This is a genomic window from Salinarimonas soli, from assembly GCF_008386575.1.
Lineage (GTDB): Bacteria > Pseudomonadota > Alphaproteobacteria > Rhizobiales > Beijerinckiaceae > Salinarimonas_A > Salinarimonas_A soli.
Genome location: NZ_VUOA01000034.1, coordinates 79,631 through 99,634, shown reverse-complemented (window position 1 = coordinate 99,634; position 20,004 = coordinate 79,631). Strand labels below are relative to the sequence as shown.

General features: G+C 64.9%; 22 protein-coding genes. 14 read left to right on the top strand and 8 right to left on the bottom strand.

Annotation, left to right across the window (positions count from 1 at the left end; translation table 11 throughout):
• Positions 1 to 6: 6 nt before the first annotated feature.
• Together F0L46_RS18905 and F0L46_RS18900 are read right to left on the bottom strand one after the other, a co-directional pair.
• The gene (locus F0L46_RS18905; protein ID WP_149820436.1) at positions 7 to 879 is read right to left on the bottom strand and encodes an EamA family transporter; all 873 of its coding nucleotides are present in this window, start codon (positions 877 to 879) and stop codon (positions 7 to 9) included.
• A gap of 33 nt (positions 880 to 912) precedes the next feature.
• Positions 913 to 1,293 (bottom strand): hypothetical protein, encoded by a 381-nt coding sequence (locus F0L46_RS18900; RefSeq protein WP_149820434.1) that lies wholly within the window; start codon positions 1,291 to 1,293, stop codon positions 913 to 915.
• 1,571 nt (positions 1,294 to 2,864) lie between these two features.
• Here F0L46_RS18900 and F0L46_RS18895 point away from each other — a divergent pair.
• Positions 2,865 to 3,140: a hypothetical protein gene (locus F0L46_RS18895; protein ID WP_149820432.1), complete on the top strand. Its 276-nt coding sequence runs from the start codon at positions 2,865 to 2,867 to the stop codon at positions 3,138 to 3,140.
• 96 nt (positions 3,141 to 3,236) lie between these two features.
• Here the strand turns inward: F0L46_RS18895 and F0L46_RS18890 are convergent, their stop codons facing one another.
• The gene (locus tag F0L46_RS18890) at positions 3,237 to 3,959 is read right to left on the bottom strand and encodes a class I SAM-dependent methyltransferase (protein ID WP_210247662.1); all 723 of its coding nucleotides are present in this window, start codon (positions 3,957 to 3,959) and stop codon (positions 3,237 to 3,239) included.
• 196 nt (positions 3,960 to 4,155) lie between these two features.
• Between F0L46_RS18890 and F0L46_RS18885 the strand changes: the two genes are divergently transcribed.
• Positions 4,156 to 4,593: a translation initiation factor 2 gene (locus F0L46_RS18885; protein ID WP_240540063.1), complete on the top strand. Its 438-nt coding sequence runs from the start codon at positions 4,156 to 4,158 to the stop codon at positions 4,591 to 4,593.
• 751 nt (positions 4,594 to 5,344) lie between these two features.
• On the opposite strand, the gene F0L46_RS18875 is transcribed toward F0L46_RS18885, so the two are convergent.
• Positions 5,345 to 6,322 carry a phospholipase D family protein gene (locus tag F0L46_RS18875; protein ID WP_149820428.1) on the bottom strand — a complete coding sequence of 326 codons (978 nt, stop codon included), beginning with the start codon at positions 6,320 to 6,322 and terminating at the stop codon, positions 5,345 to 5,347.
• A gap of 169 nt (positions 6,323 to 6,491) precedes the next feature.
• Here F0L46_RS18875 and F0L46_RS18870 point away from each other — a divergent pair, with 169 nt between their 5' ends.
• The 4 genes from F0L46_RS18870 to F0L46_RS18855 all read left to right on the top strand — a co-directional run bounded on the left by F0L46_RS18870 (position 6,492) and on the right by F0L46_RS18855 (position 10,131).
• Positions 6,492 to 6,848, top strand: a complete 357-nt coding sequence (locus tag F0L46_RS18870; RefSeq protein WP_149820426.1) for a hypothetical protein — start codon at positions 6,492 to 6,494, stop codon at positions 6,846 to 6,848.
• Positions 6,849 to 6,919: 71 nt separating this feature from the next.
• Complete coding sequence (locus tag F0L46_RS18865; RefSeq protein WP_149820425.1) at positions 6,920 to 7,114, top strand: type II toxin-antitoxin system ParD family antitoxin; 195 nt, start codon at positions 6,920 to 6,922, stop codon at positions 7,112 to 7,114.
• A gap of 55 nt (positions 7,115 to 7,169) precedes the next feature.
• On the top strand, positions 7,170 to 9,542 hold the full coding sequence (locus F0L46_RS18860; protein WP_149820423.1) for a PAS domain-containing hybrid sensor histidine kinase/response regulator family protein: 2,373 nt from the start codon (positions 7,170 to 7,172) through the stop codon (positions 9,540 to 9,542).
• A gap of 298 nt (positions 9,543 to 9,840) precedes the next feature.
• A complete protein-coding gene (locus F0L46_RS18855) occupies positions 9,841 to 10,131 on the top strand; it encodes a DUF6894 family protein (protein WP_240540062.1) in 291 nt (96 codons plus the stop codon).
• A gap of 570 nt (positions 10,132 to 10,701) precedes the next feature.
• On the opposite strand, the gene F0L46_RS18845 is transcribed toward F0L46_RS18855, so the two are convergent.
• The gene (locus F0L46_RS18845) at positions 10,702 to 10,938 is read right to left on the bottom strand and encodes a hypothetical protein (protein ID WP_149820419.1); all 237 of its coding nucleotides are present in this window, start codon (positions 10,936 to 10,938) and stop codon (positions 10,702 to 10,704) included.
• A gap of 84 nt (positions 10,939 to 11,022) precedes the next feature.
• Positions 11,023 to 11,367: a hypothetical protein gene (locus F0L46_RS18840; RefSeq protein WP_149820417.1), complete on the bottom strand. Its 345-nt coding sequence runs from the start codon at positions 11,365 to 11,367 to the stop codon at positions 11,023 to 11,025.
• 1,069 nt (positions 11,368 to 12,436) lie between these two features.
• Between F0L46_RS18840 and F0L46_RS18835 the strand changes: the two genes are divergently transcribed.
• On the top strand, positions 12,437 to 12,718 hold the full coding sequence (locus F0L46_RS18835) for a hypothetical protein (RefSeq protein ID WP_149820415.1): 282 nt from the start codon (positions 12,437 to 12,439) through the stop codon (positions 12,716 to 12,718).
• 21 nt (positions 12,719 to 12,739) lie between these two features.
• Positions 12,740 to 12,988, top strand: a complete 249-nt coding sequence (locus tag F0L46_RS18830) for a hypothetical protein (protein ID WP_149820413.1) — start codon at positions 12,740 to 12,742, stop codon at positions 12,986 to 12,988.
• A gap of 11 nt (positions 12,989 to 12,999) precedes the next feature.
• Here the strand turns inward: F0L46_RS18830 and F0L46_RS18825 are convergent, their stop codons facing one another.
• Positions 13,000 to 13,284 (bottom strand): hypothetical protein, encoded by a 285-nt coding sequence (locus F0L46_RS18825; RefSeq protein ID WP_149820411.1) that lies wholly within the window; start codon positions 13,282 to 13,284, stop codon positions 13,000 to 13,002.
• Between the two features lie 281 nt (positions 13,285 to 13,565).
• On the opposite strand from F0L46_RS18825, the gene F0L46_RS18820 reads away from it, so the two are divergent.
• The 3 genes from F0L46_RS18820 (at position 13,566) to F0L46_RS18815 (ending at position 15,265) form a co-directional block, all read left to right on the top strand.
• Positions 13,566 to 13,784, top strand: coding sequence for a hypothetical protein (locus F0L46_RS18820; protein WP_149820409.1), 219 nt, complete (start codon positions 13,566 to 13,568; stop codon positions 13,782 to 13,784).
• Positions 13,785 to 13,907: 123 nt separating this feature from the next.
• Positions 13,908 to 14,042 (top strand): hypothetical protein, encoded by a 135-nt coding sequence (locus tag F0L46_RS27090; protein WP_276315607.1) that lies wholly within the window; start codon positions 13,908 to 13,910, stop codon positions 14,040 to 14,042.
• A gap of 992 nt (positions 14,043 to 15,034) precedes the next feature.
• Positions 15,035 to 15,265: a hypothetical protein gene (locus F0L46_RS18815; protein ID WP_210247661.1), complete on the top strand. Its 231-nt coding sequence runs from the start codon at positions 15,035 to 15,037 to the stop codon at positions 15,263 to 15,265.
• A 166-nt stretch (positions 15,266 to 15,431) separates the two neighbouring features.
• Here the strand turns inward: F0L46_RS18815 and F0L46_RS18810 are convergent, their stop codons facing one another.
• Positions 15,432 to 15,743, bottom strand: a complete 312-nt coding sequence (locus F0L46_RS18810; protein WP_438646693.1) for a DUF6894 family protein — start codon at positions 15,741 to 15,743, stop codon at positions 15,432 to 15,434.
• Between the two features lie 326 nt (positions 15,744 to 16,069).
• Between F0L46_RS18810 and ku the strand changes: the two genes are divergently transcribed.
• From ku to ligD, 3 genes are read left to right on the top strand one after another with little or no spacing between them, the layout of a single operon-like run.
• Positions 16,070 to 16,969 (top strand): non-homologous end joining protein Ku, encoded by a 900-nt coding sequence (gene ku / locus F0L46_RS18805; protein ID WP_149820403.1) that lies wholly within the window; start codon positions 16,070 to 16,072, stop codon positions 16,967 to 16,969.
• Positions 16,970 to 16,980: 11 nt separating this feature from the next.
• Positions 16,981 to 17,298, top strand: a complete 318-nt coding sequence (locus tag F0L46_RS18800; RefSeq protein ID WP_149820401.1) for a hypothetical protein — start codon at positions 16,981 to 16,983, stop codon at positions 17,296 to 17,298.
• A gap of 3 nt (positions 17,299 to 17,301) precedes the next feature.
• Positions 17,302 to 19,923 (top strand): DNA ligase D, encoded by a 2,622-nt coding sequence (gene ligD, locus F0L46_RS18795; protein WP_149820399.1) that lies wholly within the window; start codon positions 17,302 to 17,304, stop codon positions 19,921 to 19,923.
• The last annotated feature ends 81 nt before the right edge of the window (positions 19,924 to 20,004 follow it).

Here is a 20,004-nt window from a genome sequence, read left to right as displayed (position 1 = left end):
GGCTTTTCAGCTTGCCCCGAGCAACACGACGCCTCCGATGAGCACAAGGCATCCGGTAAGCCGCCATCCGCCTACCGTCTCACGCAAAAACACGATGCCGAACACAGCTCCGATCATCATCGACATCTCGCGCACTGGTGCGACGACACTCAGCGGCGCGCCCATGTCCAACGCGCTCAGAACCAAGATGTAGGACAGTGGCGACAGAAGGCCCACGCCGACCGCACGAAGCCAGTGCCCCCGCATCAGATCACGGGCCCGGCCGAGGTTGCGCAGGACGACAGGCGCGAGCAGGAAGAAACGAAGGACGTTGCAGAACCAGTCGAGAATGACGGGCTGGATGCCCAGCGACTTAACCCCGAAGCCGTCCACCACCGTGTAGCTCGCAATCAGCGACCCAGTGGCCCCTCCCCAGCGCACGCCGGCCTGCCCGCTCGGCCTCCGGAACGCAGTGACGTCGCCGCGCGTCGCGATGAGGGCGATTCCGACCACCACGGCGGCAAGGCCGAGAAGGCCGTGGAGCGAGGGAGGCTCGCCCAAGAGCAGGAAAGCTCCCAACGATGACAGCATGGGGCCGGTGCCGCGGGCGACCGGGTAGACCACCGACAAATCTGCGACCTGGTACCCGCGCTGGAGGCACAGGCTGTAGGTGAGGTGGATCAATCCGCTAAGGAGAATGCAGCCAGCGATGGGCCAACTCCACGTCTGAGTGCCCTCTGCCAGGTGCCAAGCGACCCACGGCGCGTAAGCCGTGCAGGCAACCAGATTGTAGGCGAAGACGAAGGCGGGCCCGGCAGTGGCAGCCTGCTTGGAGAGTAAGTTCCAGGTGGCGTGAATGAACGCAGCGGCGACGACGAGCAGGAGGGGGGCAGGCGACATGAGACCTCAGGGCACAGTGAGGCAAACTGGGGCTCAGTGAAGCGCGTGCTCGACACCGTCCGGGCTGCGCCGGCTGCCAGCTCGATCGGCGCGTGTCAGCATGGCCCGGAGATCATCGAGTAGGTCCTCGGCCGCCGCGGCGCGCTCCTCGGCCTCTGCAGCGCGGGCTTCCGCCTGCCGCAGGCGCTCGTCCTGCTCCCGGCGCTCCTGCTCGAGCTGAGCCTCCGCTGCTTCGACACGGTCGCTCGCATCCCGCAGGCGCTGCTCGACGATCGCGAGCAGCTGCAGCGAGCACTCGCCGAGCTCGGCCGTGCGCGACTGCGCCTCGCGGGCGCGTTGCTCCGCGTCCTGCACCGCAGCGATAACAGCGAGCATGGCCGCCCTCACCTGTTTCGGATCGTGAATGTCGATCATGCACCGCCCTCCGCCGCCATGGAGCCGGCAGGACGGTGCTTCGTCAATCGACCTGAGCCGTATGGACGCGCGGGCCGCAGCGCACGCTCACCGGGGCATGTGCTCTAGGGAGTAGGCGAGGAGCGCGGCCGAGCCGGCGTACAGGAGCATGAGGCGCCAGAGCATGGGCCCTTGTACCGCATCCTCCTTTTGCCGGGCTGAAGACGTCGGCGCTGCGGGCGCAGGGCCTGTCCCTGCCGCAACCTGGGCCCGGGCTGCGGCGGCAGCCTCGGCGCGAGCGAGAGCCTCATTCAGCGACGGACGTCCGTCGGAGGCGTGAGCAGGGGCCTGATCGAGCATGGAGGTGACGTATCGGAACGTCGCTGAACAGAGACTTTCACCGGCTGTTGAAACCACGGTCCTACGCGGGATTCAGCCAGGGCGGCCGCGCGTCGTTATGAATCTTGATGATCAGTCGGAGCTGCCCCACCGTCTCGGCGGTGGCGCATTCCGCAGTGCGCCAGCCCGGGCCCGCAACTCCATCGCTCCAACCTGATGTCGACGCGCCAAGGCGAAAAGTGTTTCTTGCGTCATCCGCTTCAAGCTCGCATCCCACCGAGTTGCGAGATCGAAGAGCGCCTCAGCAGCGCGGTCACGGCGATCGGCATGCCGCTCGAGAGCTTGCGCGTAGGCCTCTGACCTTCCATCCGGCTCGGCCATGGATCGCACCTCGGCGAAACCCGAGGGGAAGTAGGACGGAAAGGGCTAGGGTCAATGCGTCGGCACGCACGACAACCGCCTCGGGCTTGCCACTCGGTGCTGCGAGCTTGGACGGGCTCGTGGTGCGGTGTCCGGTCTGCGGCTGAATCGTCTGCACACCCTGGCCGATGCTCCAAGCGCGGGCTAGGACGACCGTGGAGCAAGCTCGCCTGCCGCTGCAGTGCACCCGACGCGGGACGGGCGCGGGCTGAGCTCACGTGTGGCCCTGACGGGTGGCGGATCTCCAGCCGACGGTGAGGATGTGAGAGGACTCAGAACAGCCCGACAGCCTTCGCCACGAGCCACAGCAGGATGAAGGCGAGCGCGATCGGGATCACGGGCGGGACAGAGAACATAAGCGGGTGCTCAGATGAGGCGTTTCCTCCGGAGATACGCCACGATCGCACAACACATAGCACCTGCCGAACCGGTGTGTATGTCGGGGTCGAATACCACAAATATCACGGCACCAATCACGGCACCCGCTACGTAGTACGGCCAATCTTCGAACATGGATCTTTTCACGTACGGCCCTAGCGTCAACCGCAACTTCAGTCGGAGGCTAGAGTATGCTCCTGCGGCTGCCATTCAAGCAAAGGCCCGCCGGCATGACGCCAAGCGGGCCCTGAAGTGACCCGGCCGCTTTGGGGGCGCAGATGGCCGGGGTGCCAGGTCAACGTTGGCGAGCCGCATAGGGTTGCGCCGCTGCTTTCTCCGTGGCGAGGCTTACCGTTTTGCGCCCAAGGCAGAGCACGTAAGCCGTGCGGCGACACACAGACGCTACCCCTCGCAGATGTAAGATGCCCTCATCGAAATGGACATGAGTGCGGAAGATGGAAATCGGTTTAGCCGGACAGATCGTAATATATGGAGTTTTTCTGCTCGCGTTCGTCGGCGTTCCGATGTTCTTCGCAATTTGTTTGCTGAGCATATGGCTCCCGATCAGAACGGCGCTGTTGATCGGCTACTTCGCCGGCGCGATACCCGCCATTTTCGTATTTGGCATTTTTTTCGAATTCCTAGTGGTGACGGCCATTCTGTGTGCCACCTACATGATCAGCGTGTTCATCGGGGGCAGCATTTTAAGGTTGGCCCGGCATTCGGATTGATCACGCACCGCCTACTCAAGGTACATGACTTCTCGTCGTAGTACGGCATGCGCGTCGTGCTCTCCGATCTCGACATCCGTTCCGGGAACGGGTGCCTCACACGCCTGGCTTCGCCCACTCCATGATGTGGAAGTACGGAACGCGACGGTAGCGGTCGGCCTTCGCAGGATCGCCGCCATGGGGCGCAGGCTCCGCGAAGTGGCGAAGTTCCAGGCCGTGGCCGAGGAGCAGCGCCAAGTACGCGCTCAAGGGCCTGTGCCAGTTCTGGATCCGGATGCCCCTCCAGCCCACCCAGATCGCCCGCTCCTCGAGGTAATGGTCGATGCAGAAGCGGGGCTCGCCTTCGGCGTCCAGGGTCCACCCGTCCGGCATGCCGGCCGTGTTGAAGCTGTTGAGGTTGGCGATCAGGAGAGTGCCCCCGGGTCGCAGGGCCGCGACCATGCGATCGATCGCGATAGCCAGGTCGGGGATGTCGATAAGCGACAGGTAGCTCACGACGAGATCAAACGTGCATGGCGCAACGTTCAACGCCTCGGCGCGGGTGACGCGATAGTCGCCGGCCGGGTCACGCAGGCGCGCCTGGGCGATCAGAGCCTCGGTGGGGTCGATGCCGACCGTCCGGATGCCGTACCGCTGCATCATGCGGCAAAAGCGGCCTTCGCCGCAGCCCACGTCGAGTGCCGTCGTATAGGGGCGTAGCTGGAGGCGGGCGATCATGGGCGCGTCGAGGACGTAGCGGCGGCCGTAGTCGCCCTCCTCGCCCTGCTCCGTGATCCATGCCTGCGATGAGGCGTCCCAACCTGCGGACATGTCGGCCATAGGCGAACCTCCCCTGCCTGAGGACACGGCTAACGTGAGTCATGCCTCATCGCAAACCTACGTCCGCCAAGATGCCGGCCCCGCATGACACAGTGTTGCCACAAATCCGCACCCTTGCGTTTTACTCCGCCCACCCTTGTCGCAAAGCGCTAGCTCATGTTTCGGTGCCCTGGTTATTCCCAGAAGGGCAGAATCAATGAAGATCGTCGTCCTCGTCGCCGCGCTCGCGGCGATGCCTCTCGCCGCTTGCGCCACTATCACCCGGGGCTCCGACGAGCCCGTCCAGTTCGTTTCCGAGCCCGCCGGCGCGACTGTCCAGACGAACATCGGCCTCGGCTGCCCCGCTACGCCGTGCGTCATCCAGGTCCCGCGCAAGGATCAGTTCGTGGCCACGTTCGATCTGCCCGGCCATCGATCGGAACAGGTCATGGTCGCTACACGGATGAGCGGCGGCGGCACCGCCGGGCTCGCTGGAAATGCCATCTTCGGCGGCATCATCGGCGTGGTGGTCGATGCGAACACGGGCGCAAGCATGGACCACGTCCCGAACCCGGTCGTGGCTCGCCTTCAGCCGATCCGGCCCGTCTCGCCGCTCATCGAGCGCCGCACCCGCCGCCGTGCCCCAACCTCCTGATCTTCTAGCTGGCGACGGCGCTGGGGAGCTGTTGGCGCCCCAGCGCCGTCATACCTGGGCAGGCTCAGAGGATACCCTGGGGAGACCGAGGACGGATTGACGAGCACCTTGAACCGAGCCATCGCTATCGCAGCCGAGGCCCACGCGGGCCAGGTCGACAAGGCTGGCGCTCCGTACATCCTAAATCCGCTTCGAGTCATGATGCGGCTCACCGCCAACGACGAGCGCATCGTGAAAGCACCTGACCATGACTCCCGCTTTGACCCTGCCCGACCTGCGCGCGCTGCCTCTCATGGACAGCCTTGCCGCCGGCCATGCGCTGTACTTCATCACGGATGGGGCCTCCTGGCCCCACCTCCGCCCCGGCGAGTTCGCCGTGATCGACACGGGCGACCGTGCACCGGCGCTGGGTGAGCCGTTTGTCATCGAGTGGTCTGGCGGGCGCCGGGAGGTAGTTGAGACGTATCTGCTGCGCCGCTCTCCCCGGGCTGACGGCTCGATCCCGTGGGCCGCGGCGCCATTCAACCGGCCCCGCTCACTGGCGGAGGTCGCCGAGGGCGGGCGGCCGGCCGATGGTGACGAGCGAAGGCCCGTTCATGCCCGAGCGCCCGTCCGAGAAGCTGGTCGGGCGTGTGGTCGCTGTATTCGCTCCAACCTGCGACGAGGCGCGACTGCGGACGGTGTGACCGTCGAGCGCGGTTGGTTTAACATAGCTTCGGTCGTAATTGACCAGTTCACCGGTAAGCGGCTCTTACAGCTTCTCCAGTGCGTCAGCTAAGTCATAGGCAGTTGGAAAGACGCCTCCCCCACCCTCGCGAAGCCGCTGTGCAAGCTCACGGTCGACCCGTTGAGCCTCTGCGAACGAAGGTACACCGGACGGGAGCATATCCCGCACCGCGCGAGCATCACGAACAGAAAAGACGTTGCCGTTTTTCGGATCAAGCGCCCTGACCGAACGAGGAAAGATACGCAGGGAGCTCTTCGGGATCCAAAATTCCAGGAATGTCGCTGGCCAACGACGCACATCAGCCTTTGACCATCCGATGAACATGCCATCGTCGGGAATTGCGGCGAGCGACGTTTTCGTAGCGATATTGGCTTGAACTGCCTGCCGGAGTGCGGTCGCCCGCCTAGCCTCGGTACTCACAACGCTGGCAACTACAAAGCCGACGTTTTTGAAAAGCTCCGGTTTCATACGAATCATGTTCATCAGAGAGCCGGGTACTAATGGCCCTGCTTTGGTCCATGGGCCGACCCTGCTGAAGCGCTGACGAGCTGTCGCAATAGCATCTGCATCAACCTGCGCCGCACGCTCGAAGAGTTGTTCAAACCATGCTGCTGCAGCCGACCAGGCATCCTCATGTGGTCCATAAACGACACCAGCTTCGGTCAATCCCGCAACGTCCTGCTCTAAACCGATGCCGTTTTCCGAGACATTGGCCGACCCAACGACAAGTCCCCGGTCTGAAATGTACACCTTGGCATGTAGACCCTGTTGGTGACGCAAACGGCTGTTGTCTGGCGCGCCAAGCTCAACCAAAGCGTCGGGGTTAGTTCCGCCCATCTCAATGTTGCACACGATCCGTAGATCCGTGAGATCTGCCCCAACGCTTTTCAGAAATGCTCCTGTGCCCTTGCCCCAGAAAGCAACCGCGCAGCGGACATGAGCGCCTCCCAAGACACGCCGGATCTCTTGGCTAAGCTCGTGGCCGCTATGGAAGATTGTCATCCGTATCTCGTTCGCTCTGCCTGCCGTTGACTCACTTTCACGGCAACCTGTCCGGATTGCAATCTGGTCCCCGCTGCGACCGAGGAGAGGCAGCACCGCACAGATGAGCAACAAGGCAGGGCCTCTGTCAGCTATTTCCAGGGCCCGATGTTCGCGCTACGTTCTCCCCATGCGCCACGCCCGCCGCGCCTGCCGGCAAGCCATGGCCTCAGCGCCGATCGGTGGCGACGCCTACAAGGCGGCTGGCAGCGTCATGGACGCGATCGACGAGGCGGCCGAGATCCTGACGGGTGAGCCAGGCGCCTTCCTCCCCCGGCCTCACGGGGGCGGCAGAGATGGCACGCCGAACCCCACGCCCGGGGAGACGAGCCCCGCCCTCCAGGCTGCCATCTTCGACGTGCTGCGGGCCGAGCTGTACGTGTCTTATGTCGACGATGAGGGGCAAAACGACCACCTCCGGGCCCTCGCGGCGAAGGTGACGACGGCGGCGCTGGTAGTTGCCTATACCGCACAAGGCGACAGCTGACCCGGCGCTTGAGGCCCGCCGTGGATGCGCTACATCGGGTCACAAATCTAGTGACCCCCATGGACCCGAGCATGCCAGCAAAGATCGTCGGAACGGTTTCGCTCACCCCAGAGCTAACGGCTCTCATTGAAGCCAAGGTGGCGACAGGCCTCTACGGTAGCGCCAGCGAGGTCGTGCGCGCCGGGCTGCGACTGCTCGTCGAGCAGGATCGTCAGGAAGAGCAGACAGCCAAGAAGGTCACCGAAGGCCGGCGCAATGCACGGTGACGCGCCAAGCGCAGATCCGGCTTTTCCAGTTAGCGGCGGGGAGGTTGGCGCACTGATGCGCGCTCATGATTGGGCGGCCTCGCCGCTCGGCTCACCCGAGACTTGGCCCCAGTCGTTGCGCTCCATCGTCGGCCTTCTGCTCGGTTCCAAGTTCCCGATGTTCGTCGCGTGGGGGCCCGATCTAGGCTTTCTCTACAACGACGCTTACGCCGAGATCCTGGGCGCCAAGCACCCGAGCGCGCTGGGCGCTCGCTTCCAGGAGATCTGGGCCGAGATCTGGTCGGACATCCTGCCTTTGATCGATGGGGCCTTAGCCGGTGAGGCGAGCTATCATGAGAACCTGCCCCTGATCGTCAGCCGGCGGGGTTTTGAGGAGCAGGCTTGGTTCACCTTCTCCTACTCCCCGGTGCGGGATGAGAGTGGCCGGGTTGCAGGCATGTACTGCGCGGTCACCGAGACCACGGCCACCGTGCTTGCCGAACGGCAGCTGCGCGAGAGTGAGGCGCGTCTGCGTCTCGTTCAAACGGCGGGCGGCATCGGCAGCTTCGACTATGACCTCCAACGAGATGACGCGGTCTGCTCGCCAGAGTACTACGCCATCCTGGGCCTGCCGAATGGGCACCCGATCAACCGCGAGACCTGGGCCGCACGGATCCACCCGGATGACGCCGCTACGGCCATCGAGTCGCTCGACCGCGGGATCCGCGAGCGGAAGCCGTTCGACTACGAGTACCGGATCGTGCGTGCCGACGACGGCAAGGTGCGTTGGCTTAGTGGGCGCGCGACAATCGTCTTCGACCCGGATGGCAACCCTTGGCGCTATGTCGGCGGGAATATCGACATCTCGGATCGTAAGTTGGCGGAAGAGCGGCTGCGTGAGCTCAACGAGACCCTCGAAAGCCAGGTCGCCGAGCGCACCGTCGAGCGCGACCGCATGTGGGCGAACTCGCGCGATCTCCTACTCGTCGTCGGGACGGACGGCATCTTCCGAGCCGTGAACCCGGCCTGGACGTCGCTCCTCGGGTGGAACGCCGACGAACTGGTTGGCCACAGCTACCTCGAGTTCATCCACCCGGACGACCATCCCACAAGCCAAGGTGCACTCAAGGTAGCAAGCCAAGAACTGCTACCACTGTTTGAGAACCGGTACCGACACAAGGACGGCTCCTACCGCTGCATCTCCTGGCTGGCCTCGCCCGAGGGCGACCTCATCTACGCCTATGGCCGAGACGTCACCTCGGAGCAGAAACGTGACGCGGAGCTTACCGCGGCACAGGACGCCCTCCGCCAAGCGCAAAAGATGGAGGCCGTGGGCCAGCTCACGGGTGGCGTCGCGCACGACTTCAACAACCTACTCACCATCATCAAGTCGTCGACGGACTTGCTGCGGCGCTCGGATCTCCCGGCCGAGCGCCGACGGCGGTACGTGGACGCGATCTCCGATACGGTTGACCGCGCGTCCAAGCTCACCGGGCAACTCCTGGCCTTCGCCCGCCGGCAGTCGCTCAAGCCTGAGGTGTTCGACGCCGGGGAGCGGATCCGCTCGGTTTCCGACATGTTGCGCACCATCGTGGGCTCGCGGATCGTGATCCGGACGGAAGTCGAGCACGAGTGCTGCTTCGTGGAGGCGGATGCAGCGCAGTTCGATACGGCTCTGGTCAACATGGTCGTGAACGCTCGCGACGCCATGGACGGCGAGGGAAGCCTTACGATCCGTATCGATGCTGCCGATCTCTCGGTCATCGTTGGCCACGGTGGTAGGTCCGGTGCACTCGTCGCAGTGTCTCTCACGGACACCGGAACTGGGATCAAGTCTGAGCAACTGCCTCACATCTTCGAGCCGTTCTTCACCACCAAGGAGGTGGGCAAAGGCACGGGCCTGGGGCTGTCCCAAGTCTATGGCTTTGCCAAGCAGTCGGGTGGTGACGTGGCGGTGGAGAGCGAGGTCGGACGGGGCACCACCTTTACCCTCTACCTGCCTCGCGTTGATCCGGCCAGAAGCGAGGTCGCAGAGGGTGCTGCTGTCAGCACAGTTCGGCGCGAGCATGGGCGGGGCACCCGAGTGCTCGTTGTCGAGGACAACAGGAACGTCGGAGAGTTCTCGACGCAATTGCTGCAGGACCTCGGTTATGAGACCACCTGGGCCGGGAATGCCGCCGATGCTCTCGCATATCTCAACGAGCAACAGGCTTTTGACGTGGTGTTCTCGGACGTGGTGATGCCGGGGATGAACGGCGTGGAGCTCGGTCATGAGATCCGCCGGCTGTATCCTGAACTGCCGATCCTGCTCACCTCCGGGTACAGCAACGTGCTGGCCGAGGAGGGCCGGCATGGCTTTGAGCTTCTCCAGAAGCCCTACGCGGCCGAGGAACTGTCACGCGTGTTGCGGCGGGTCGTGCGCCAGGTAGGAGGGAGGCAAGACAACTAGACGGTCCGGATCCACGCCATCGGTTGGAAAATCACCACGGTGCATTTTGAGTAAGCCCCGCTTTCCAGTTCGCCATTTTCGACGTGCTGCGGGCGGAGTTGTACGTGTCGTATGCCGGAGGCGTGTGGCAGGACGATCACCTCCAGGACCTCGCGGCGAAGGTGACGACGGCGGTACTGGCGGTTCGTGCAGACAGCGCGCCCCAAGGGGCTCGGGCATCCGCATAACGCCCACATCCACGCCCTACTTTCACCGGCCTAGGGAGGCGTCATTTCATGACGAGCGGCGTTACTGTCGGATGAGCGACACGCCCCACTCTCAAGAGGATGCCTTCGGCCTCCCGCCCCAACCACCTAGCAGGCGCTTTTACTTCGATATTTCGGACGGCGAAAAGCTCATCGTAGACGACACGGGCCTTGAGCTGGATGGGCTCCAGGCGGCCCAGGATGAGGCTGTTCGGGGCCTTTCCGAGATCGCCAAGGATGCCCTGCCAGATGGCGTGAGGCGTGACTTCATCGTCGAGGTCCGAGACGAAGGTGGGCGCAAGCTGCTCCGAGCTTCTCTGTCCCTTACGGTCGAGAAGCTTTGACCTCAAGCGCTGCCGCCAGTGCCTGCCTCGCCCTCGGTATAGCGGAGGTGAAGCAGCAGAGCCTCCACAGCGTCCGTCAGCCGCTCGACCCTCTCGTCAGTTGTTGGAGCCGCCTTGGCGTTCTCCAGATGGCGTAGGGCAATTTGCATCCCAGACCCGTGCGAGGCCGCCGCCTGTTCGTGCTCTTCCACTTGGCTCTCCGCCGGACTGATTGAACCCTCGCCTCGTAGCACAAGGCCCGAAGCTCCGGGGCGAGATGGTCAACGTCCGGCGGTCCTGAGGATCAAGCCTTCAAGATTGTATGATGACCATCTCCTCAGCCTGCCATGTCGACCTGATCACTTACCCCAACGCTTCGCAGCAGCCTTCCGGGCAATCTCAGCCCGACGCTCCGGGGTCATGGTCGCAGCTCGGGCGACGCCCCCCTTACGCCCCAACGACACGGCAGCCGGATCCTTGGCAGGCTTCATCGGCTCGGCCACGTGCTCTTCCTGCGCCGCGCCCGTGTCGCTCAGAGCGCCACGGTTGGCGTTGCCTGCCACGTCGGCGGAGTGCCTGGGCTTGTGGGTCTCAGACATAGGGCGACACGCTCGTGTTGCGGCTGAGCACCCGGTCAATCTCTTCCTTGAGGTCGATCGTTGCTGGCAGGCCCATGATCTTGCCAGAGGTCGCTAGACGGTAGATCGAGGCGCGGAGCTCGGGTGGGAGAGTGTCCCAATGCGCGATGAGGCTTCCAGCCAGATACTTGAGCGCGTTCGTGTCATCCGCGCTCTTCAGGTGTAGCTTCGCGAAATCCAGATGCGCCATGTGGCCCCCATGCTTTGCGCCAAGCATACCAAAGCTGGTCCGCCAGCGCGAGAGCGAGTCGAGGCCCGCCGACCCCAGCAGCCTTTAGCTCGCAAGCGCTCCCACGACACCGACGAGCTGAACCGACGTGATCGGCGACCGGATGATTGGTGCCCCGCGAACCCGCGCCGTCTCCGGGACCCTCTGAGGAGCTGCCGCAGAATACACCACGCCAACGTCGGGACGGGCCATGCGGACCTCGCGCGCAAGATCAAGGCCGCCTCTGTCGACGTTCGCGAAGATAACTGCCCTGCCCCGCTGCGCCTTCACGTTCGCAGTGATCTCGGACGCGGGCAGCGTCACAACTTCGTAGCCGTTCTTCAACAGCGTGGCCGACAGCTCGCGAGCGACCACGGGGTTCTCGTCGGTCAGGTAAATGACAGGGCGCATGGCGATCGCTCACGGTGCAAAGGGAGACGGTGAGGTCGTATGGTTAACACTGCCTTAACAGATCCGGGGTCGCCCCGCTCTGCACGTTGATCCGGGTCGGGTAACCTCGCGTTTACCGCGACTGCCCATCCTGGCATTCGAGGGCGCGTTGCGTATCAGGCCCTGAGCCCCGCCGCGTCCCGACCTTCGCGGCGGGGCTTCCTATTTCAGCGGATCCCACATGCGCGACGGAACCGCCTTCTCCCACCTCGTCCGTGGAATGGCGCCACGAGTGTGAGCTAGTTTCAATTCGAACAATTCGACTGAGCGCCTCAGGGCTTTTCTGAAGGTTCATGCGCTAGGCTTCGACTGATCACCCCTGGAGGTCTCGATGCACCGCTCTCCACGCCTCTCCGCCGCGCTGGCCGCGGCATTGTTGGCCGCTGGCGGTATGCTGTTCCTGAGTGCTCCCGCGGAGGCTAAGCGCGGGTTCCGGATGGGATCGACAACGCGACCGGTCGCGAGACCCGCCACCGGGGGAGCTGTGGTTATCATCCCGAGCGGCAGGGCGGGCACTTTCTCCGAGCAGAGCAGGCCGTACGCGGAGCGGGAAAACCAGGACTTCAGCCGCCTCGTGTCCCGGTCTCCTGCGCCTAATCCTCCGCAGCCGACGACGGCTGCGCCGCCACCGCCCAGGGAAACCACCACCTTTCAGGTTGTCTCGTCCGGTGCAGCCGGACGCTTCGAGGTGCTCTCCCCCCGCGCTCCGTGATCCTGGCCCGGCACACGTCGCTCATCGGCGGTGTCACCGCTTCCCGGGGCGCCGCGGCGGCCGACCCGGTCCGGCAGGACATGTAACGGCTGGAGGAGCTCCGGCGGGCGGCGAAGAAGTGACGAGGAGCGAGCACCCCGGCCGCCGGGTCGTGAACGCTCTGCGGCTGGAACGCCCCCTCGCCATCGTTCCGATCGTTTTCGGCCGTGTTGGTCCTATACCGCACCGCTCAGGCCGGCGCTTCGAACCGGGCCCACCCCTGTCCTTAGCCCCGCCCACCGCCAGGTGGGTTGATCCCATTCGAACCCTGGAGTGTCTATGTTCGGCCGCAAAGCCCGACAGGAAATCCGATTGAGAAATGAGCAGGAACGACAGCAGGCGGCAGCAGCTGAGCGTGCCCGCGAGTGGAGAGATCGCTTCGACGACGCGAAAGACGAACACGAGGTGGTTCGCATCTGCCTCGAGTACCGCGCCGAGATCGAGGCGGAGGCTCACAACCGGCTGAGTGCAGCCGGAATAGGAGGAGGCACAACGATCCTCCTGAGCTGGATCGCCGTGGTGTTACTCCTGCTCGTCACCTACCAATGGTGGGTCGAGTAGCGCGCCGGATTGGGATCGACCTTGATCACCGGCCAGCGGCTCTTATCGACCTACCCCGGCGCCAAGGTGCGGATCGCCTGCAAGACCTGCGGAGCCTCGTGGCAGTTCGACAAGGCCGCTCTGCTCGATCGCTTCGGGGATGTGGGGCTAGCCTCGCTGCACACGGAACTCGCCCGTGGGAAGGGCTGCATCAAGGGGCGCTCCTTCGAGCTCTACGATCTCTGCGGGGCGTACTACGTCGACCTCTGGACGTCGCCGGCTGAAGCGTGAACCGCTCGGAGTTAGGCTCCGTGATTTGGCCTGCCGACCGAGACATCGGCCTGACGAGTTCCGACCCGGTATTGCGTGATTGTGATCGGCATGACCTCGCCGCCGTCGAGCTTCAACTCGACACCACGTATGGCCGTGAATGCGATGAATAGAACGTCGTCAGGGCCGGCGATCGTGCCGACCCCCGATGGGCGCCGATCATTGCCCTGGACCGCGATGTCGTAGGTGACATGTGCCGCTGCGTGTCCATTGATCAGCAGACGCCCTCGGCCAACGTAGCTGCTGGGAAGACTCATGTGTGCGCCTCCTTTGCGGCTGCTCGGCGGGTGATCAGCGGACGTTAGCACCACAGCTATGAGCGCGCCCAGGTGGCAATTCGACTTGTAGCCAACTCAATACCAGGGTCGGGTAGGCTCCCTCGCCGCTGGCGCTATGGCCATACCTACGGACCCGTTCGCGCCACAGCTCGCGTTTCCCAGCGTGCGTTTTGTTCCACACCCACAGGTCGGCAATTCGGCTAATGGCGTCGAGTACCCGACTTAGATACGAGGGCGCCGGTTCTGAGGAAGGGCGCCCCATGCAGACTTATAAGGTCACCGTGGCGACACCTACCGGGCGGCTGCACCTGAGCCGCGATACGGCCCTAAGCGCCATTGAGACCGCACGCTCGATCAAGCGCGAAGGGCTGGGCGAGGTCATCATCACGGACCCGAGCGGGCAGGACGGGCAATGCGAGGATCTTGCCGACGAGTTGGGGAGCTTGGCCTCAGATGTGAACCCGCTTTCTGGCAGCTGAGGCGATCAGCCACGATCCCTCCCCTGATGATACAGCGGAAAGACAGCGGACGGCAGTCCTGATGAGCGCTCTCGACGCCTGGGACTTGGCGGCGCATCATGCTGCCGGGGGCGGGAGGTCGCGATGAAGATCCTCTACGCTACGACGTTGATCGTCGCCGGCTCAGACCTTCTGTTCCTCCACGGCGGTGGCATGGGTGAGGTCAGCCGAAGGTTCAGCAAGGGTCTGCGGGCGCTCTGGTCTGCCCTAAGGCGCTGAGCGTCGTCCGTCCCTGATTATACAGGGCGGAAACAGGCCTCCTCAGAGCACAATCGGCCGGGCGGGTGGCTTTCGCGGTTTGCGCCTTTGGGACGCGCTCCGCTTGGGTTTGCTCGCTGGCTTAGGCGGCGACCAAGGCCCAAGGTGATCATCGGTGAGCTGGCGGACGAAGCTCCACCCGTTCTCTCGCGAGCGCCGCTCTCGATCGATGATCCAGGCCTCGATTTCCTGACGAAACGCCGTAAGGCTGTTGGAGCGGCGGGCGCCGGTCTCGACCGCCTTCAGCAATCGCCACCTGCCGCGCTCCGAGGTAGCGTCTACTCGGCTCATGTGTGAGCTCGCGCCACTGCGGGTGGCAGGATGCTTGCTGCAAAGGGCTTATGAGTGACCCGGAAGCCAGCTCAAGCCGCTACCTTGTCGCGGTATGGGACGGTATCGCCTCGTTTCAGGGCGTGACGGATCCCGTCGTGCTGCGTGAGGTCGCTGCCCCCCTGAGAGAGCTCTCGCCGCGGCACTCGCTTGTCCGCGCTCTCGAGGCGAAGGCGCATCGCGAGGCGAACGGACAAGCCTTGATGGAGGCTGCCCGAGCAGGTGCCAGCATCGGCTGGGATCACCCGGCGCTGTGGGCTAACGCCGCTACAGATGGGCACCATCCCGAGTGGCGTTAACTATTTGTTAACTATCACAGCCCAGCCTCGATCGTGCTCCCACCGACTGAGCAAGAGGCTGGCCCATGTCCTCCCGGAAGAATGACGCACGGCCTCGGATCGGCCGGATCACCATGCGCAAGATCGGAAGGGCCATACGGGAAGAGCATCTCGCTCCTGTAGAGTGCCCTGTTCCAGATACGCTGGCGGCCCTCCTCGCCAAGCTCGCGGACGCGGAGGAAGAGCTAACTGCACCGCCCACGCTGACGGCCGCCTAGGAGTGGCAGACCGTACGGTGTGGCGCGGTCTGCCATGACGTCCATCAGATTACAGGTAGGCTCCGCAATGGCCGCACCCCAATACCCATCCTGTGTGATCGTCAAGGCGGTGGTAGACGCTGCTGAGGCTCTGGCCCGTGAGCTTGAGCCGCGCCAGCTTCAGTCCGCGGCGGTGTCGATCCGCATGATCGCGCCGAAGCTCGCCCGCGATCTTGATACCAGGGCCCGCAACGCGGTCATGGTGCGTATTATGCTTGCCCGGGCGCTCGATGGGCAGCTCGGGCAATTCCAGGACTGAGATGCGAAGTAGGGCCCAGGCTGGAGCACGGGTCAGCTCCGGCTTAGGCAAGCCGCGACGCTGGCGGCCCCGCTGCGGCCGCGGGAAGCGCCTTAGCTCTGAACCGTGCGAGGTGGCGAAGGTCGCGGCGTGGTGAGCCTGAGATCCACTACATATGTGGGGCCTGTCACGTCGACCCTTGGACGCAGCCGGCGGAGGCGTAGGACAGCACCTCACTCCGCATCGCAGCGAGCGCGTCGCCGCTGCCACAGGCTACATTGAGCAACTCGTCGAAGCTGATCGCACCGTGCTGTCGGCCATCCTCGTCCTGGATCGTTATAACCCAGTCCTCCAGGGCTGAGGCTGGGTAGTTGACGAGCACATCGAGAGCGACCGCCGTCGCTCGCTCGCGCAGCTCAGAGTCGTTCTCGACCAACTGACCAGTCCGGTCGATCACGAGAGCTGCACCATTGGTGCAGTGGAAGCGATACGCACACATGAGACACCTCGGCATGCCCCGACGTCTCGTCGACTTCTTGGACAGTACGAAGTTCCCGGCGGCGGATCATGTCAAAGCTTTCCGGCCCGTTGGTCCCCAGAATGCCCGCTATCCACAGGGGTAAGCAGCGTCGCACGGTCGAAAGATGATCGGGCCGCTCGGTCGCGCCGCGATGAGTCCTGCTGAAGAAGAGAGGCCCGCAGGTTGAATCGAATTTGATTCGGAACGACTCAAACGGGGTCACGTTTGATTCGAACTGGAGTCAAGTGGACTCCCGCACGAGTCAACAAGACTCTGCGCGCCAAGTAGTGAGTGGAGTATTACGCATGGCCGCGCGAGCGATCTGGAAGGGATACTTGAAGCTGTCGCTGGTGTCGTGCGCCGTCGCGCTCTACCCCGCCGCAAGCTCGTCCTCCCGCGTCCGGTTCAACACCCTCAACCGGAAGACCGGAAACCGGGTCAAGCGCCAGTTCGTCGACCCCGAAACGGGCGAGGCCGTCGAGGCGGACGAGCAGGTGAAGGGCTACCCCGTGGGGAAGGGCTCGTATGTGCTCGTCGAGGAGGAGGAGATCGACGCGCTCAAGCTGGAGAGCACGCACACCATCGACATCGAGAGCTTCGTGCCGCGGGCCGAGGTGGACGAGCGCTACCTCGACACCCCGTACTACCTCGCGCCCGACGATCGGGTCGCCCAGGAGGCGTTCGCCGTCATTCGCGACGCAATCCGCGAGAAGAGGATGGCGGGGCTGGGCCGCGTCGTCATGGCGCGACGCGAGCACCTCATTCTGCTGGAGCCGCTCGATAAGGGCCTGCTCGGCACCACGTTGCACTACGCCTATGAGGTGCGTGACCAGTCGACCGTGTTCGAGGACATTCCCGAGGTCGACTATCCGAAGGAGATGCGCGAGCTTGCCGCGCACATCATCGAACGCAAGGCCGGCCACTTCGACCCGAGCCTGTTTGAGGACCGCTACGAGAACGCGCTCATCGAGCTCGTGAAGTCGAAGCAGACCGGGGCCCCGGTCCGCACCTCGTCAGCTCCCAAAGCCTCAAACGTGGTCAACCTGATCGACGCCCTTCGCAAGAGCCTCGATGCGGAGAAGGGGGCGCCCGCCAAGCCGAAGTCGGCCGGCAAGACCTCCACGCGAGCACCTGCAGCAAAGAAGGCTGCACCTCCGAAGACGGCGCCACAAGCGAAGGGCAAGAGCCTCAAGCGGGCGAGCTGAGGTCTCCTACGATGTGGAACACGCTTTCGCAGATCCCCTCGGCTGCGCGCCAACGTCGACCGCTCCTCGTTGTCGGCTCTTGTACCGCGTTGCCGGCCGAGGCGCTCGCGCGGCCGGGGGGACACGTCATCGAGTTCGTGTCGGATGTGGATGCATGTGCCTGGCTGGAAGAGGAGACGCCCTATGCCGCGCTGTTCCTCGGGATGCCCGGCTCTGAGATCGTGCGGGAACTGTCTGAGAGAGGCGTGCCGATGCTGGTCTGTGGCGCGGGGCTGGAGGCGGGCGGCTCCGATCGTGTGCGGAAGGCTCTGCGAGCCTTGGAGGAGTAAGCCATGGGAACGCGCAAGCCGAAGGACGTGATCAAGGCCGCGCTTCCAAAGAAGCCGCGCCGCACACCGTCGCCGAAGCCGCCGCAAGGCAAGGCGGGTCCTGGCGCGGAGCCTCTCGAGGAGTACCGTGCCAAGCGCTCGTTCGAGCGCAGCCCCGAGCCGCAGGGCGCCAAGGCGGCGTCGCGGGCCGGCGAGAACCAGTTCGTCGTCCAGAAGCACGCAGCACGCCGCCTGCACTACGACCTTCGCCTCGAGCTGGACGGCGTTCTGAAGAGTTGGGCCGTGACCCGCGGTCCCAGTCTTGTGCCTGGCGATAAGCGCCTCGCGGTCCAGACCGAGGACCACCCGCTCGACTACATCGCGTTCGAAGGCGTCATCCCGGCCGGCGAGTATGGCGGCGGGACGATGATCGTGTGGGACCACGGCCGTTGGAGCCCTGAGGGGGATCCAAGTGAGGCGCTCGCTACAGGGCGTCTCACCTTCACCCTGTCGGGCTCGCGGCTTCGCGGTCGCTGGCACCTCGTGCGGACGCGTTCGAGGGACAAGAAGGAGCAGTGGCTGCTGATCAAGTCGGACGACGAGCACGCCCGCGCGCCCGGAGCCCTGGACATCCTCGAGGAGCACCAGACCTCGCTCCTCACCGGCCGTACGAACACCGAGCTGGCCGCAGGCGGAGAGGTGAGGTCCGACCATGCTGCGCGGGCACGAGCCACACGGCCGAAGCTGGCGGCTCCGAAGGGTGCCCGCAAGGCGCTGCTCCCGACCTTCGTCGAGCCGTGCCTGGCCAAGCTCGCCGAAGAGGCGCCAAGCGGCAGCGATTGGCTGCACGAGATCAAGTTCGACGGCTACCGTCTCCAAGCGCGCATCGACGGCACGACGGTGGGCCTTCTCACCCGCAAGGGCCTCGACTGGACCGCGCGCTTCGCACCCGTGGCCGACGCGTTGCGGGAACTGGGCCTCGGCTCCGCTCTCATCGACGGCGAGCTCGTCGTGGAGGACGACACCGGCGTGTCGAGCTTCTCGGCCCTGCAAGCCGACATCAAGGCCGGACGGGGCGACCGCCTCGTCTTCTACGCTTTCGATCTCCTGTACCTCGACGGGACGGACCTGCGTTCGCTCGCGCTGCGCGAGCGTAAGGACCTCCTCATCGGCGCTCTCGACGACCTGCCGGCCGGCGGAACGGTCCGCTGGAGCGAGCATCTGGAGGAGGACGGGGAGGCGCTGATCCGGCACGCCTGCCGCATGGGCCTGGAGGGGATCGTCTCCAAGCGGGCCGGCAGCCCCTACGTCTCGGGCCGGGTCGACCATTGGCGCAAGACGAAGTGCACGCAGCGCCAGGAGTTCGTCGTAGCGGGCTACCTGCCCTCGACGACGAGCCGCAAGGCTGTGGGCTCGCTCGTTCTCGGCGCCTATGACGGTGACCGACTCGTCCATGTCGGACGGGTTGGGACGGGCTTTCCGGCCACGACGGCTGGCGCGCTCTGGAGCGACCTCGACGCCCTCTCGCGGCCGAGCGCGCCGTTCGCCGATCCGCTCCCGAGTGATGCGAGCCGGGGTGTGCGGTGGGTCCGGCCTGACCTCGTGGCCGAGGTGGAATATCGCGGCTGGACCGCGGACAGCCTGCTACGGCATGCGTCGTTCAAGGGGCTCCGCGACGATAAGGACCCGCGCGAGGTCGTGATAGAACGGGAGGGCACGGCGGAGCCGGCGAAGGCTCGCGACCTCGCTGGTGTCGCGCTGACTCACCCCGACCGCGTGCTGTGGCCCGACCAGGGCCTCACCAAGCAGGGGCTGGCCGGCTTCTATGCCGAGATTGCGGACTGGATCCTGCCGCATGTCGTTGATCGGCCCCTCGCGCTGGTGCGGTGCCCGAGCGGAACGGAGAAGGCGTGCTTCTTCGCGAAGCACCCCTGGGCCGGGATGCACGAAGCGGTCTCACGGGTGCGCATCGGCGACGAGGAGGGCGTGGCGATCCACGACCTTGCGGGGCTGCTCGCCCTGGTCCAGGCCGGCGTACTTGAGATTCATCCCTGGGGGGCGAGCCTTGCCGATGTCGACCGGCCCGACCGCATCGTCATGGATCTTGACCCGGACGAGAGCGTCGGCTTCGCGGAGGTGATCGCGGCCGCGCGTGAGGTTCGCGATCGTCTTGGCGCGTTCGGGCTGGAGAGCTTCGTCAAGACGACGGGCGGCAAGGGGCTGCATGTGGTGGCGCCACTCACGCCTGCCGCGGGCTGGGACGAGGTGAAGGCATTCACGGCGGCACTGGCCGAAGCGATGGAGCGCGACAGCCCTGGGCGCTTCACGCGCACCCTGGAGAAGAGCGCGCGAACGGGACGGATCTTCATCGACTACCTGCGTAACGGACGAGGAGCGACGGCGATCGCGGCGTATTCGACCCGGGCCCGTCCGGGGGCGCCCGTCGCGGTGCCGCTGGGATGGGAGGAGCTGTCGCCCTCACTGACGCCCGGCTTCTTCACCGTTGCCAACCTGCCAACGAGGCTGCGGCACTTGCAACGCGATCCATGGGAGCCGGTCAGGTCGCTTCGTCAGCGGTTGCCGACGCTCAGAGTCCGTCGCCGAAGGCCGGATCGCAGGGGACAGGTGCCGAGCCCGAGTCGATGACCCCGAGCGGCTCGTTTGCGCTTTGATTATCAGGGACTCAAACTCCGACCATCGTGCGTCCGCCAGCACCCTACTTCTCTG

Coding starts and splice junctions, on each gene's coding strand:
- F0L46_RS27090 (WP_276315607.1), top strand. CDS start 13,908: ATGAAGATCCTCTACGCTACGACGTTGATCGTCGCCGGCTCAGACCTT.
- F0L46_RS18810 (WP_438646693.1), bottom strand. CDS start 15,743: ATGTGTGCGTATCGCTTCCACTGCACCAATGGTGCAGCTCTCGTGATC.
- F0L46_RS18860 (WP_149820423.1), top strand. CDS start 7,170: ATGCGCGCTCATGATTGGGCGGCCTCGCCGCTCGGCTCACCCGAGACT.
- F0L46_RS18875 (WP_149820428.1), bottom strand. CDS start 6,322: ATGACAATCTTCCATAGCGGCCACGAGCTTAGCCAAGAGATCCGGCGT.
- F0L46_RS18840 (WP_149820417.1), bottom strand. CDS start 11,367: ATGCGCCCTGTCATTTACCTGACCGACGAGAACCCCGTGGTCGCTCGC.
- F0L46_RS18905 (WP_149820436.1), bottom strand. CDS start 879: ATGTCGCCTGCCCCCCTCCTGCTCGTCGTCGCCGCTGCGTTCATTCAC.
- F0L46_RS18835 (WP_149820415.1), top strand. CDS start 12,437: ATGTTCGGCCGCAAAGCCCGACAGGAAATCCGATTGAGAAATGAGCAG.
- ligD (WP_149820399.1), top strand. CDS start 17,302: ATGGGAACGCGCAAGCCGAAGGACGTGATCAAGGCCGCGCTTCCAAAG.
- F0L46_RS18885 (WP_240540063.1), top strand. CDS start 4,156: ATGAAGATCGTCGTCCTCGTCGCCGCGCTCGCGGCGATGCCTCTCGCC.
- F0L46_RS18820 (WP_149820409.1), top strand. CDS start 13,566: ATGCAGACTTATAAGGTCACCGTGGCGACACCTACCGGGCGGCTGCAC.
- F0L46_RS18895 (WP_149820432.1), top strand. CDS start 2,865: ATGGAAATCGGTTTAGCCGGACAGATCGTAATATATGGAGTTTTTCTG.
- F0L46_RS18855 (WP_240540062.1), top strand. CDS start 9,841: ATGAGCGACACGCCCCACTCTCAAGAGGATGCCTTCGGCCTCCCGCCC.
- F0L46_RS18890 (WP_210247662.1), bottom strand. CDS start 3,959: ATGGCCGACATGTCCGCAGGTTGGGACGCCTCATCGCAGGCATGGATC.
- F0L46_RS18900 (WP_149820434.1), bottom strand. CDS start 1,293: ATGATCGACATTCACGATCCGAAACAGGTGAGGGCGGCCATGCTCGCT.
- F0L46_RS18815 (WP_210247661.1), top strand. CDS start 15,035: ATGGCCGCACCCCAATACCCATCCTGTGTGATCGTCAAGGCGGTGGTA.
- F0L46_RS18865 (WP_149820425.1), top strand. CDS start 6,920: ATGCCAGCAAAGATCGTCGGAACGGTTTCGCTCACCCCAGAGCTAACG.
- F0L46_RS18800 (WP_149820401.1), top strand. CDS start 16,981: ATGTGGAACACGCTTTCGCAGATCCCCTCGGCTGCGCGCCAACGTCGA.
- F0L46_RS18825 (WP_149820411.1), bottom strand. CDS start 13,284: ATGAGTCTTCCCAGCAGCTACGTTGGCCGAGGGCGTCTGCTGATCAAT.
- F0L46_RS18870 (WP_149820426.1), top strand. CDS start 6,492: ATGCGCCACGCCCGCCGCGCCTGCCGGCAAGCCATGGCCTCAGCGCCG.
- ku (WP_149820403.1), top strand. CDS start 16,070: ATGGCCGCGCGAGCGATCTGGAAGGGATACTTGAAGCTGTCGCTGGTG.
- F0L46_RS18845 (WP_149820419.1), bottom strand. CDS start 10,938: ATGGCGCATCTGGATTTCGCGAAGCTACACCTGAAGAGCGCGGATGAC.